Genomic DNA, 14,197 nt, shown 5'->3' on the forward strand with positions numbered 1-14,197 from the left:
CAGGTCGACTGCATTAGCCTGATCAGAGGGGGGGAGCGGTATGAAGATCGCGATTGTAGATGATATCAAGGGCGAGGCGGAGCGTCTTTCGGGCCTGGTCGCGCACTACCTGTCGACGCATGGACTGTTCTGTGATCAGACGGATCTGTTTGCGAGCGGGGAGGCCTTCCTCGAGCACTTCGAGTCGACACGTTACGATATCATCTTTCTCGACATCTATATGAGCGGTATGACCGGCATGGAAACGGCGCGGCGGATCCGGGAGCAGGATACGAACTGCAGTCTTCTCTTCGTGACGACGTCGCCGGATTTCGCCATCGACAGCTACGACGTGAATGCGACCTACTATCTGCTGAAGCCGGTGAATGAGGCGCAGGTCACGCGGGCGCTGGACCGCTGCAACATGGACCGCATCGAGCGCGACCGCTATGTGATGGTGCCGTCTCAGGGGAAAAATGTGCGGCTGTTTCTGCATAACATCGCCTACACGGAGTACGTGAGCCGGCGGATCATGGTGTACATGAAGGATGGCGGGACGCTGGAGGTGAATCTGAGCCAGAAGGAGTTTCAGCAGCTGCTGCTTCCGTTCGACTGGTTCTGCGACTGCATGAAGGGCGTCCTCGTGAACTTCGAGGATGTGCATAAGCTGCAGAGCGACCGTTTCGACATGAAGTGCGGTGCCACCATCGCGATCAGCCGACTGAAGTACAGCGATGTACGTGAGCGGTACCTCGACTATACCTTTAAAACGCTGAGAGAGGGGCAGGCGCTATGACCGAACTGATCATCAACGAAGCACTGAATACGTTTCCGTTCCTTTTTGTGGGGTACCTGCCGGCGCTGGACAGTCTCCGCTCTTCGAAGCGGCGCACCCTTCTACGCATACTCCTCTGGGAGTGCGGATATCTATGCATCTTCGGGCTTCTGGTGAAGCTCGGCTTCCCTGCGGTGTACGTGCAGTACCTCGCGGCCCCGCTGTTTCTCGTGCTGATGATGCTGAATTCCCGGACGGACAGGTGGATCATCCTCTTTCATTTTATTTTTACGATCGACTATCTGCTGGCGATCCGCGCCGCGACCTTCTTCCTCTGTGAGAACAACATCGCCCTCGATTTTTACAGCTGGCAGGCCGGCGTCGTGACGCTCGTCATGACGCTCAGTACCATGATTCCGATGTCTACATTTCTGCACGAGATCCTTAGGACGCTGATATCCGTCGAGATCCATGATTTCTGGATGACGGCGTGGCTGCTTCCGTTCGTCGCGACCACGATGATCCTGCTGCTCACCGGCACGATCCGGGACGGCCATGTCGGCAGTCTCGCACTGCTCGCCCGTATCCTGCTGCTGCTCTGTATGTTCATGCTGAGTCATCTGCTGATCCTCTTTATGAAGAATCTGCAGGAGCAGATCATCACGAACGAGCGAAACAAGACCATGGAAAATCTCCTGCGCGTCCAGACGGAGCAGTTCGAGATGCTGAAGACGCGCATCATGGAGAGCCGGCGCGCCCGCCACGATTTCCGCCATCATCGCATGGTGCTGAAGGAACTGGCGGACCGGAATGACCTCCATGGGATCCGGACCTACCTCGCTGAGTACAGCGCAGAGCACGTGGATACGCCGTCGAAGACCTACAGCAACAACCCGACCGTGAACGCGGTCGTCGCTTACTACGCGGGGCATGCGGAAGCCGCCGGGATCCGCTTCACCGCCCGTGTACAGCTCCCGGAGCGTCTTCTGATTCCGGACCCGATCTTCTGTGTCCTCCTCGGAAACCTCCTCGAGAATGCCGTCGACGCCTGTAAGACTGAGCTGAGTCGTGGCGCATCGTCGGGCGCTGCTTCTGCCGAGGCCAATGCCGGCGAACTCGTCACCGAGGTGGATACTGTTCCGGCCGCAGCCGACAGCCTCACTGCCTCCACCGCGGCCACGGCGATCGATCCGCGCGTCGGCGTGTCCTCGGCTGCGGATATCCGTTCTGATCAGGCCATCCGCGTGATCGTAAAGCAGAACGGCGACGCCTGCCTCTCCATCGTGGTCGACAACACCTGCAGCCGGAAGCCGATCTGGGACGAGGGCGAGCTCGTCTCCACGAAGCACGAAGGTCACGGCGTCGGCACTGTCTCGATCCGCTACATCGCCCAGCGCTACGACGGCGATGCCCGCTTCGAGTGGCGTGACGGCATCTTCTACGCCTCCGTCATGCTGAATCCACAGAGCCCACCGAATCCATAAAAACACAGCATCGTAAACGAACAGCCGGGTGTTTCCACCCGGCTGTTTTTCTGTCTTAAGAATTTCGTAAGGGGGTCTGACCCCATAAACTCGAGTTTAGATTCTGTTTAGAAAAAATTAATGGGGTCAGACCCCATTAATTTACGCCTTCGCGGAGTAATCGCGCGGGCCGTAGATGGCGGTGCCGATGCGGACGATGTTAGCGCCTTCCGCGATGGCGAGCGGGTAATCGCCGCTCATGCCCATGGAGAGGTACTGCATGTCGACGCTGCCGGCGTAGCGCTGTGCGGCTTCCTCGTAGAGTCCGCGCATCTTCGCGAAGAAGCGGCGGGTCTCGTCTTCGCTGGCGTCCGCCGGCGGGATCGCCATGAGGCCACGAATATCGAGGTGCGGGGTCGTCGCGAGCAGGCGCTCAAACAGAGACCAGAGGCCGTCTGCATTGACCCCGCTCTTACTGCTTTCTTCGCCAATGTTGACTTCCAGAAGGATATCCTGCTGAAGTTCCCGTTTCGCGGCTTCCTTCTCGATCGCGAGGGCGAGATGCTCGCTGTCCACGCTCTGGATCAGCGACGCACGGCCGACGACCTTCTTCACCTTGTTTGTCTGAAGATGGCCGATAAAGTGGCCCGGCTTCCCGAGGTAGGCGCCCGCATCCGTCTTCTCGACGAGCTCCTGTACGTGGTTCTCGCCGAAGATGTCGATCGGAAGCTCTGCGCTCGCCCTGACCTCCTCGACGGTACGTGTTTTGCAGGCCGCACAGAGAAGAATCTCCTCCGGCTTCCGTCCTGCACGGATCGCCGCCTCGGCCATCGTGCGGCGGATCTCCGCGACCGCCTGCTGCATCCGCTCCATCTGTTCCTGTTCTATCATGCCTGTCCTCCCTCAAACGCTGTGTAGTGCGCACGCTCACCGCCCCATAATCTCGGGCGTGTCTTCGCGCAGACTACGTGTGCCGCGCCGATCTGTGAAATACGCAGTCTCACCGGCACGGCGACGCGCTTCAGATGCATGCCGATCAGCGTATCGCCGATATCGATCCCGGCGTCCGCGCGCACTTCCTCGACCGCTACCGGGTCCTCGAAGTGCTGCCAGCAGGTCGTCGCCCAGCTGCCGCCCGCATGTGGCCACGGGCAGACCGACACGATCTCATAGCCGTTTCGAAGCGCACATGCACGCTCCACGATCACGGCACGGTTCAGATGCTCACAGCACTGCGCCGCGAGATCGATGCCCTTTTCCTGCAGCACCGGCGCGATGCCCAGATACACCGCATCCGCGACCTCCATACTGCCGATCTTCCCGATGTGCCCGCCGAGGATCTCACTCGACGAACAGCCCACCACAAGCACACTGTGCTCGCGAAGCTCCGTCTGCTCCAGCAGCGCACGGATCACCTGCGACGCCTCTCTCGTGATTTCATGTAATTCAGAATCTGTCATATCGATCACCTCGCCTTATAAAACAACAGGATAAACTTTTTACTTTCCCTAGTATAGAGCACCGCCTGTCCGAAGAGAATATCCAGTTGCCGGAAATAAAATAGTTTTGCGATTACAAATCACAAAACTATAAAAATCACTGATCAAATGCAGATGGATATAAACAAAATAGAAGGCTGTCGATAATTGGCCCTTCAACCAAGAGCATGACAGAGTGTAAGCGCTCAGTGTTAGCTGAGCGCTTACACTGCAAAGTCGACTTTCGTTATCTCTTCCTATCATAGGATCCTGGTATGGAGAGCTGTTCTCTATACTTCGTTACTGCTCGTCTTGATACAGAAATTCCAGATTTCTTGAGTTGTTCCGCAAGTTTACTATCACTTAAAGGGGCCTTTGGATTTTCTGCTTCAATCAAAGCTTTAATCTTTTCTTTTACCATCGATACAGCCACGGCGTTTTCTCTACCAAGTCCAGTTTCAAACAAATCTTTAGCCTCGATGATTCCCTTAGGGTACTGGATATACTTCCCTCGGAGCGCTCGCGAGACGGTCGATACATGAATGGACAGAAGTTCAGCCACACATCCCATAGTCATCGGTTTTAACGGCCCTTGATTCTCAAAATAATCTTCCTGTAATCTTAGTATAGTCTCCATAATGGAGCAAATGGTTTTCCTTCTATGCTGTATACTAGCCATGAGGAAGCGAACCCGATCCAGCTTGGTCTTAAAATACTCCCGAAGTTCAGGATCTTCTATATGCTGCATCAAAGAAAGATAATAATCATTAAGGCCATAATTCTCTGTCCAGCCATCATTTAGCTCAATGCTCCACTTGCCATTCGTGCCATTCTTAATAAGAATATCCGGTTCGATATATCCATAAGTATCCTCAGAAAAACCATATAGTGGATTCGGATTCATCTCAGCTATTCGTTCCAGCCTCTTTCTCACCTCTGCTGTGGATGCTTTTACATTTCTAGTAATTTCACTAATCCGACCATGAAGAAATGATTCGAGATAATGGTCAGTTATCTCGTAAAGTAGGGCATCTGTATCCCCCGCCTTTACCAGCTGGCAGTGTATGCACTGACTCAAATTTTCTGAAAAAATCCCGCAAGGCTCTAACTCTCTCAGAAGGTCAAGTATCTTTTTCACAGAAGCTTCAGAAACGTCCAGCGTTACAGCAATATCTGTAACTGGGATCGTAAAAAAACCATTCGGCTCTAAACATCCGATGAGATATTCTGCGATACGCTGATCCTGCTCTGTTGTATGACGCGGCAGTTGATCCAGAATATATTCTTTGATTCCGCTTTTTCGCTGGTCCGGTATGTCATAACCACATTCCTCCGGCTGAGCCAAATCCTTATAATTCCGCTGATAGGTAACTGTAGAAACAGAGGTATCCGTTCCATTCGGATCTTTGCAATCCAGCATAGGATTTTCAAGATATTCATTCTTAATAAATTTTTTTAACTCAAGCGTATCAAAGGCCAATATTGAAAGCGATAATATCTGATTTTGTGAAAGTCTCTGCTGCTGTTCCAATATAAGTTTTCCACCTAAGTCCATTTCACACTCCATATATTGAAATCATCGTACTAAATTAATAATGTTTTTTTCCGCACTATTTCACTCTGCTCCTGCCATCATTAATTTTTATAATCAGGTTGGAATAAGCCGAAATCCAAGCCAGAAATAGGATACTAACGTACACGCGCCTACCATGCGTGCTAAATTTTTCTATCAATTATATATAGAGGGCTTCCATAATAGAAGCCCTCTATCTCAAAAGAAATATTCATGCATTCACCCAAAAATCCGTAAATCCTTCATCTCCAGATCAGGGTATTCATCAGAAAAAATATCAGCCCAGTTCCAGTCCCTTCTTAAATAGTTCGAAAGTAGAAAGGCCAGACAGATCTACGTCATCAAGAGTAACAGGCGTTCCCTGCTTAACATCCCGAAGCAACTTTGCACCATTTAAAAGATAAAATGGTGCGGCATTTCCTGTCACAGACTTTTCCAGAAGCTCAGGAACCAATCCATCGATCTGATGGTGGTGTCCGTAAACCTTCAGCTCGGTTCCGGCAGGAAGGTCCTTTTCTGCCACGCCAGCCATCACTGTTACCTGACGACACTCTGCATGTGTGCCAATACCCATGAAATCTCCGAGCAGGATTGAGATTGGTGTTTCCAATCCCATAAAATGGAACGGATAATAGATACAACAGTACTTACCATTACTGCTCATCACATGACCCTTACCAGCCAGTATCTCCCACATCTTTTGATCCTTTGCTCGCACCACGATAAACTCGCCGCCGCAGAAACTCGCCTCATTAGTCTCTCGAAGATTATAAAATATATCTACTACACCCGTCTTTTCCAAAATACCTCCATCTTCCTTAGGGATAAAGATATTGGCAAGTTCATTTGGTTTTGCAATAGGATAATTCATAAAAGGTGCTGATGGGGTAAATCCGCTTACATTCGAAACTAAGTTCATCTCACAGAGGTCTGCGGAAATTACCTCTCTGTACTTTTGGAGAAGTTTATCTCTACTCTTCAGAGTATCGACACCCTTGTATGTCCAGTACTCCTTGAGCTCTGGTAACGGCTCTGACTCATGGGTTCCATCATTATAAAGGAACTTTCCAGTCTCCCAATCCAGCACGAAGTCATACTCAGAAGATTTTCCAGCGCAAATAATTTCCAGTCCCAGTATGCGAGCCCAAGAAATCAAGTCCAGAAGATTTCTTGGCTGATCACCATTTACCAGCGAATAAACCAGTCCCTTCTCTGCTGCGATATGGTTCAAGATCGGACCACATACCGAGTCTGTTTCCTTGGAAACCATATATACATTAATGCCCTTATTAAGAGCAATAAGCGCTGCATCAGAGCTTACCTTGGTATTTCCAGTACACTCTACCATGGCAGTAATATCAGTCTCCATCACCATCTTATAATCCGGAGTGATAATAATCGCATCTTTTGGAGCCTTCTGAATTTCTTCTATCGTCTCGCAGAGAAGGAAACGTTTCTCATCAAAACCAATCTCTTTCAGCACTGCGAAGCACTCATCTGTGTGCCGTGAGCAAATGCACCGGAGCTCCATATGTGCGGTGGTGAGAATTTGAGCCAACAGAGTATAACCATAGCCCTTTGTAGCACCGATTACCCCCACCTTAGAGACCTTGCCGCTGGTATCATTTAACAAATTAGTAAAATCCATTGTTCTATTCCTTTCCAAATAGTTGATGTCTTACGGTCTGAAAAGTACTTTGATGGCTGCATCATTCTTGTCAGCACAGTCAAAACCTTCCTTCAAGTCTGCCAGCTTAAACTCATTCGTGATGAGCGGCTTAATCTTTACAGAACCCTGAATAATTGGACGCATGCACTCTGGGAACCAGTCATAGCGCTGTCTCCACGTATGGTGCACAAGGCAAGCATTGATAAACTCGAATCCATCATCGTGCCAACGGCTGATATTCAGTGTAATCGGAGTGGTTACCCAGCTATAGAATACAAACTTTCCATTATGGCGAAGCATGGCGCTACATGCATTGAATGACTCTGCAGTACCGGCACATTCAATCACCACGTCGCATCCAACGCCGCCAGTCAGAGCTTTCACTTTTGTCACCGGATCTTCTTCCTTAGAGTTGATAACAATGTCAGCCCCTAAAGATTTAGCGAGGTCCAGCTTACCATCCAGCACATCCACCACGATTACCTGATAAGCGCCCTTCAGCTTGGCACACTGAGCGGCAATCTGTCCTGCATAACCTCCGCCCATAACTACTACGATATCGCCTAACTGTACTCCGCTGTTGAGGCCGCAGAACATGGCGCAGGCAGTTGGCTCCCCCAACGCCTGAATATCAGGATCAAGGCCATGCAGAGAATGCTGAAGCATAAAGGCTGGTGCCTTAAAGTAGTCGGCGTAGTTATTATTCCAACCGAAAGAAACAACCTCGTCTCCTACTTTATACTCTGACACACGGCTTCCCACCGCTACGACCGTTCCGCCACTCTCATGCCCGAGAAGAAACGGAAATGAAGGATCCTGTCTAAATTCAGATGTCTGAGGTGGCATAAAGCCACGATAGAAATTCTTGTCAGAACCACAAATACCTATAGCATGGTTTTTAACAATGATATCGTCCTCTCCACATGTAAGTTCTCTCTCAATAAGTTCAATGTCATAAGGTCCATTGAGTCTGGCTGCTCTCGTGATAAATTTTTCCATTTTTATTTCCTCTTGTTTTGTATTTCGAGTGTTTATATTCCGGTTTTAACCAAGAATTTCTTATAAAGGCAAATAATTCAGATTACATGAAGCATAACTAAAATGCAGGTGATTATGGCGCCTGTAAAACCAGCAACAGTGGATGCACCTCCTACTGCCTTGATGCCCTGACGTACGTCCATGTTTGACATAGAAACCGTAACCCAGAAGCCAGAGGAGTTAGCGTGCTTAAACATCAGAGCCCCCGTACCGCAAGCAAGGAAAGCTGCCACCGGAGATATTCCAAGAGTTTCAAGCATAGGCTGTACTAAAGCAGCTGCAGTCATAACACCCAAAGCATTTGAGCCGGTTACCACATGAATAATACAAGCCATGATGATAGGAATGAGAATAGGCGGAAAATTAGATTGCATAATCATCTCAGCAATACGATCCGCCACGCCTGCATTTTTTACAAAGGTTGCCAATGCACCACCCATACCAGTCACAATAATAGGCATAGCTGCGGAAAGAATACCTTCATTGACCCACTTATCCAAAACTTCAGGTGTTTTCCACTTCTCACCGGTAAGCAGAAGTGAAAGAATACAGCCAGTCAGAAGAGCAGCCAGTGGGCTTCCGATAAAGGCAAAGAAATTAGCTACAGGAGTTTCAGGAAGTGCTACAGAAATAGCAGTGTTGCAAAGAATAAGGAACAACGGAAACAGGATAGGCAGCATGGAAAGTCCAAGGCTTGGAAGTTTTTTGCCTTCCGCATCTTGGGCAGCTTTTAAATACTCTTCCTTAGGCTGTACATCTTCCTTTAAAGTCATACAGTATAATGTTGCGGCAATAACGCTAGGTGCTGCAACCACAAGCCCCCAAAGGATAGCCTGTCCAAGAGGAACTTGTAATAGTGCTGCTGCTGACACCGGACCTGGTGTAGGCGGAACCAGAGATGCAGTGACTAGTGCGCCCAAATAGAGGACCGTACCATAACTCATCATGGATTTCTGCGTCTTAACAGCTAAAGCAGAAACAATAGGGATGAGCAGGATTACGCAAGTATCTGCGAAGATAGGAATGCCTAAGATGAAAGACGACAGGGCAATAGCCCAAATGACATTCTTTTCACCTACGACCTTTAGCGCCCACTTGGTAATGGTTAGCGCTGCTCCGGTTTTTTCCAGCACCGTACCTAAAGTGCACCCCAAGAAGATAACGATGGCTACACTCTTAATCGTGCCTGAGAAACCGCTGTTGATGGTCCCTTCTATGTCCTGCCATGGTGTTCCTAAAGCGATAGCTAGGATGATGGCTGACAAAAGGATTCCGATACCAGCATTCACATGAAACTTGGAAATGAGCACGATCATAAAGACGATGACCAATGCAAAGACAATGAGTACATAAGCTGTTGACATACGATCAACCTCCCTTTCATATTTTACTTTTGTATAAAGCAATGCGTGTGCCAAGTCTTTGAAAGGGCAACAAAATTTTCAAAGATTACGTTTTTTCGAAATAGTAATACGTTTTTTCGAATAGGATTAATTCATTTCTCTTAATGCAAAAATCGTTGCATGCGATGCGTGCTGTTGCATTTTTACAACACCACGCATCATGTGCAACGATTTTGTATAGAGCGTTTTACAAAAATGGCTTAAAAATATCATTTGATCTGAAACTTTTTAAGTTTTCTCCACAGAGTACTCCGATTAATCCCTAGCAGCTTAGCAGCCTCAGACTGATTATTTCCAGTTATCCTCAAAGCATCTAATATTCTGTGAAGTTCTTCACTCTCTAAATCAGAGCGAAGAGCTTTTGAGGCAGGAATATCAGCATCCGTTCTATACGGATGTCCGGTCTCAAAAGTCTTCTCATTCTCATATACAGCCTTCTTACTTATAAGCAGCAAAGAATCTTCCACCTCAAGATCCTTAGGATAGATAGCTTCCGAAAGCATGTCTTTCGTGATGTCTTTTCCTCGCCGTAACGCCATCAGACGTTCAGCAATATTCTGGAGCTCACGAATATTTCCGGTAAAGGGATAGTCATAGAGGAGAGAAAGTGCACTTGGATCGATTGCCGGAATCGGTTCCATGTGATTTTTACAAAAGTCTTCTATGAGGTGTCGAAACAAAAGTTCTATATCTTCTCCCCGCTCTCGAAGAGGCGGCACAAAAAGCCGGAGTACATCCAAACGATACATGAGATCTCTTCTGAAATGTCCATGTTTACAAAGAGTATTCAGATTTTTATTAGTGGCAGAAATGATGCGCACGTCTACATTGATAAGTCGATTATCTCCGATCCGTCTCACCTGCTTTTCCTGAAGTACCCTAAGAAGCTTCGTCTGAGTGGATAAAGAAATTTCTCCAATCTCATCAAGGAAAAGTGTTCCATTATGAGCCTGCTCAAACAGCCCCATTTTTCCACCCTTGCTGGCACCGGTAAAGGCGCCCTCGGCGTATCCGAACAACTCGCTTTCCAATAGATTTTCCGGCAAAGCAGCACAGTTTATTACCACGAACGGCCCATTCTTTCTTGCACTCTCGTTGTGGATACTTTGAGCAAAAAGCTCTTTTCCGGTACCGGTTTCCCCAACAATAATAGTATTGGAATCAGAACGTGCAAACTGCCTGGCCATATCTATGGTTCTCTGCATGATGTCACTCCGATGAAGAATATCGGAAAAACTGTACTTGGCCTTGAGGCCTTTCTCGCTAAGGCTTTTACGTATCTGTCCCTCCAAATTCTGAATCTTTGTAATATCCGTAGCGCATAGTACTACGCCAGACAACTCATTTGTCACGATTACAGGTACCGCCAGTACGGATAGTATGGTCTTTGTATCGGGTATGGGAATAAGAGCCGCAGGCTGAGCTGCACGATTTTCCAACGTCTTTTTATAAAGCTCGTACAAATAAGGAACTGCCATCTTGATAGGCTTATTTTCCAAGCTTTTATTTCCATTCATCCTTCGTATGACTCGATTTCTTACTCGGATAATACCATCCTGATCCACATAGAGTATGCCATCTTGGGAAGAATAGATGATAGTCTTATACATTTCCGCCAAAAGGCGCTCTTGATGGATACGGTCGACGGTACGCACGGCCTCCTCCAGTGACTGAAGTACCGCGTTCTCTCCCGTCTTCAGAACTACAGCTGGAAGTCCTGCCTCCGCTGCAGCTATGGCCGCAGAATAACCACCAATAATGCACTCGCACCCCGAGGCTTTAGCCGTCTTTGTCATTTTACCAAGATCTTCATGGCGCACAGAATCATATACTTTCAGATCCACGCGAAGCATCTGCGCGATCTCCTCGGTCTCATAAACTTTGTACTCTGTCCCAAGCAGAGCAATGCGTTTAGGAGAATATCTTTGCATAGCCTCGGAAATGGCACTTATGACATCATAAGCTGAAACAGAGATACGAATCACCGGAATTCTATTTATTTTCCGTGACAGAACAATAGCCGAATAGCCTCGAGCAATGACCACATCATAGAGATCAAACGAAATATCCTGAATGTCTTCTATTTCCTCTACTCGTTTTACCCGAATCTCCACATCAAGTCGTTCCCTCTCTGGGAAATGCTCTAGTATAAGCTCTACCTTTTCGCGAAGTTCAGGGTAGGGAACAATAAATAAAATATGAATTAAATTCTTTCTGGCGTAATCACTTGGCATGTTATTTGCTTTCTTAAACTTATAGAACGATGGATTGCCGGTATTGCGATGATTATTATCTCATGGCACCGATTTATCGGCATTTATTATAGCATTATTCTTATAGTACGGAGGTAACCAAAATGCCTATTTTCGGTTGTATAGCAGACGATTTTACCGGAGCCAGTGACGCCGCTTCCTTTCTCATAAAAGGAGGACTTAGCGTTCAACTTTTCAATGGGGTTCCTGAAGATATGGATTTAGAAAAAATACCGAGCAATGTGCAGGCTGTAGTTATTGCGCTCAAGTCCAGGACTCAAGAGGTATCCGGAGCCGTTGCAGACAGCCTTTCTGCCGCCCGTTTCTTGCTCCGTTCCGGCGTAAAGCAGCTTTACTTTAAATACTGCTCTACCTTTGACTCCACTCCTAAAGGAAACATTGGTCCCGTAGCGGATGCTCTGCTTGAATTGATGCATGCCAGATATTCCGTACTCTGCCCTTCTCTGCCAGTAAATGGCAGAGTTGTTAAAAATGGAAATCTTTATGTTAATGGCATACCACTGAATGAAAGTCCCATGAAAAATCATCCTCTTACGCCTATGCTTGACTCCGATTTATCACGTCTCATGTCGCCACAAAGCAAATATACTTCCTATTCTGTAAAGCTTATGGATGGCAAGATGCCAACCATAGAACGTTACGATAATCAGCCATTTTATCTTATTCCAGATTATGAAACTGATGAGGATGGCCGTCATATTGCAGAAGCTTTTTTCGAGCTTCCTCTTTTAACTGGGGGTAGCGGACTTCTGGAGCATCTAGGTGCTATCTGGGCTTCCAAATTGAGCTCACATGCAGAAATTCCAAACAGTTTTACGGCAGGAAAGGCTGTCCTTCTTTCCGGCAGCTGCTCACAAGCCACGTTAGCTCAAGTGGCATATTATCAACAGCTAGGAATGCCTAGCCTTAAAATGGATCCACTAGCACTCTTAGAGGGAAAGGATACTGCAGAAAGCCTGTGGGAGAAAGCTCAAGCCCTTGGAGAGTCTGTGCTTATTTACAGTTCCGATGCGCCTGAAAAGGTAAAAGAATACCAGAAGTACGGAAAGGAACGAGTCGCTGATCTTCTAGAAGGTGCAACTGCATACATCGCTCGGCGAGCGGTTCAGGCTGGGTATACCAGAGTTATATCTGCCGGAGGAGAAACGTCCGGAGCCGTAGCTAAAGCTTTGGGCTATAGCTCCTATCTAATCGGAGAAAGTGTGGCACCTGGTGTCCCTATCATGGTACCAGTAGAAAATCAGTGTCTACGTCTGGTGCTGAAAAGCGGTAATTTCGGAAAGGAGAACTTTTTCCAGAAAGCTCTCAACATGACTAAGGGGCTTTCCAAGTCTGTCAAGTCCGAATAAAGCATATTTTTTCAAGATATCATGCGAAGTTTGGATTAAATAATCCAACAATACAAGGAGTGTTTAATGAAACAAGAACATCATGAAATCAAGTCCTCTCAGCAGAACGATGATTTAAGAAAAAAAATTGAAGATACGCTATATACCGCCCACAGTCTTTTTACCCGCGGAAAGGTCAGTGGTTCTTCTGCCAACATTAGTTTCCGTCACGGAGATATCGTCTACATCAGCGGTAGCGGTACTTGCTTCGGTACTCTTAAAGAATCTGATTTAATTCCAATCAGTATGAGCGGATGTGCGCTCTCCTCTGGTAAACCTAGTAAAGAGTGGCCACTCCATATTCAACTTTATCAGAAGAGTTCCGACATCCAAGCGGTCATCCACACACATAGTCTGTACTGTGTACTATGGAGCTTCGTACCGGCTCAGAACGAGACCGATGTTATCCCTCCACACACACCATATCTTCAAATGAAACTAGGCAAGGTTGGATTCATCCCATATGAAAAGCCAGGAACAGAAGGATTATTTCAAGCTTTCCGAGACCGAATCGCAAAGAGTGATGGATTTATACTTAAAAATCATGGCCCAGTTGTTCCTGGAAAATCCATGCTTGATGCATTCTTCAGCCTTGAAGAACTAGAAGAAAGCGCCAGAGTGGCATGGGAACTATACCGTGCAGGACTTCATTAGGGATGTTTTCTGATTAATTGTCTTTTCTGCAAATAAACGGCCGCCAACCATGGCCGTTTATTTGCAGAATTCAAACTCTATTTTTCGTCAAAAACTGAAGACGTAATCTGCACCACTTCATCTACCACTTCAGAAACGCCCGCAATGACATCATGAAATCCCATTATTGGAACCTCGCCGCCAGGTCGATGGCAAAACCGGAAGATCCTCCAGTCTCCATTTGGCATAGTGTTCATCGTAGCGTTCTGGAGCAGAGAGTTCCACCAGATGTCCCACACACCAGCTGACAAAGTATCCGTTACCCTCCAGATATCCGTCACAACGTTTATCTGCGCCGATGACCTTTGCCAGAGACTGGGCAACCGATGGTTTTTCGGCAATTACAAGTTACATGTCCTCCTTTACAAAATGGTATAAAAATAGCGCCTTCGAAATAATTCGAAAGCGCTATGTAAAGGACGAAACAAAGAAAATATAGTTCGTCTGAACAAAAAAAGAAGGCTG

Annotated in this window: 11 protein-coding genes and 1 pseudogene; 4 read left to right on the top strand and 8 right to left on the bottom strand. The window is 47.5% G+C overall.

Translation table 11 applies throughout. From position 1 onward, the window contains the following. Positions 1-40: 40 nt before the first annotated feature. Both ACTQ52_RS09125 and ACTQ52_RS09130 read left to right on the top strand, forming a co-directional pair. Positions 41-775: a LytR/AlgR family response regulator transcription factor gene (locus ACTQ52_RS09125; protein WP_441226698.1), complete on the top strand. Its 735-nt coding sequence runs from the start codon at positions 41-43 to the stop codon at positions 773-775. Further along, entirely contained in the window at positions 772-2,238 is a 1,467-nt protein-coding gene (locus ACTQ52_RS09130; RefSeq protein WP_441982431.1) for an ATP-binding protein, read from the top strand. Before ACTQ52_RS09125 ends, ACTQ52_RS09130 begins: the two co-directional genes overlap by 4 nt. 141 nt (positions 2,239-2,379) lie before the next feature. Here the strand turns inward: ACTQ52_RS09130 and ACTQ52_RS09135 are convergent, their stop codons facing one another. The 7 genes from ACTQ52_RS09135 to ACTQ52_RS09165 form a co-directional block, all read right to left on the bottom strand. Further along, the gene (locus ACTQ52_RS09135) at positions 2,380-3,108 is read right to left on the bottom strand and encodes a YggS family pyridoxal phosphate-dependent enzyme (protein ID WP_410043672.1); all 729 of its coding nucleotides are present in this window, start codon (positions 3,106-3,108) and stop codon (positions 2,380-2,382) included. Beyond that, positions 3,105-3,683: a TIGR01440 family protein gene (locus tag ACTQ52_RS09140; protein WP_441982459.1), complete on the bottom strand. Its 579-nt coding sequence runs from the start codon at positions 3,681-3,683 to the stop codon at positions 3,105-3,107. The genes ACTQ52_RS09135 and ACTQ52_RS09140 overlap by 4 nt, the downstream gene beginning before the upstream one ends. Before the next feature lie 259 nt (positions 3,684-3,942). Next, the gene (gene rpoN, locus ACTQ52_RS09145) at positions 3,943-5,250 is read right to left on the bottom strand and encodes an RNA polymerase factor sigma-54 (RefSeq protein WP_441982432.1); all 1,308 of its coding nucleotides are present in this window, start codon (positions 5,248-5,250) and stop codon (positions 3,943-3,945) included. Positions 5,251-5,545: 295 nt separating this feature from the next. Then, entirely contained in the window at positions 5,546-6,916 is a 1,371-nt protein-coding gene (locus ACTQ52_RS09150; RefSeq protein ID WP_441982433.1) for a homoserine dehydrogenase, read from the bottom strand. A gap of 30 nt (positions 6,917-6,946) precedes the next feature. Next, complete coding sequence (locus ACTQ52_RS09155) at positions 6,947-7,936, bottom strand: zinc-dependent alcohol dehydrogenase (RefSeq protein WP_441982434.1); 990 nt, start codon at positions 7,934-7,936, stop codon at positions 6,947-6,949. A 77-nt stretch (positions 7,937-8,013) separates the two neighbouring features. Then, positions 8,014-9,339, bottom strand: a complete 1,326-nt coding sequence (locus tag ACTQ52_RS09160) for a GntP family permease (RefSeq protein ID WP_441982435.1) — start codon at positions 9,337-9,339, stop codon at positions 8,014-8,016. Positions 9,340-9,587: 248 nt separating this feature from the next. Then, on the bottom strand, positions 9,588-11,612 hold the full coding sequence (locus ACTQ52_RS09165; protein WP_441982436.1) for a sigma 54-interacting transcriptional regulator: 2,025 nt from the start codon (positions 11,610-11,612) through the stop codon (positions 9,588-9,590). 122 nt (positions 11,613-11,734) lie between these two features. On the opposite strand from ACTQ52_RS09165, the gene otnK reads away from it, so the two are divergent. Then, the gene (otnK, locus tag ACTQ52_RS09170) at positions 11,735-13,000 is read left to right on the top strand and encodes a 3-oxo-tetronate kinase (RefSeq protein WP_441982437.1); all 1,266 of its coding nucleotides are present in this window, start codon (positions 11,735-11,737) and stop codon (positions 12,998-13,000) included. Between the two features lie 66 nt (positions 13,001-13,066). Continuing rightward, a complete protein-coding gene (locus ACTQ52_RS09175; protein ID WP_441982438.1) occupies positions 13,067-13,693 on the top strand; it encodes a class II aldolase/adducin family protein in 627 nt (208 codons plus the stop codon). A gap of 177 nt (positions 13,694-13,870) precedes the next feature. Here the strand turns inward: ACTQ52_RS09175 and ACTQ52_RS09180 are convergent. Continuing rightward, positions 13,871-14,074, bottom strand: a pseudogene (locus ACTQ52_RS09180) (hypothetical protein); the annotation flags it as partial. Positions 14,075-14,197 lie beyond the last annotated feature (123 nt).

It is taken from the genome of Oribacterium sp. Sow4_G1_1, from assembly GCF_052116105.1.
Classification (GTDB): Bacteria; Bacillota; Clostridia; order Lachnospirales; family Lachnospiraceae; genus Oribacterium.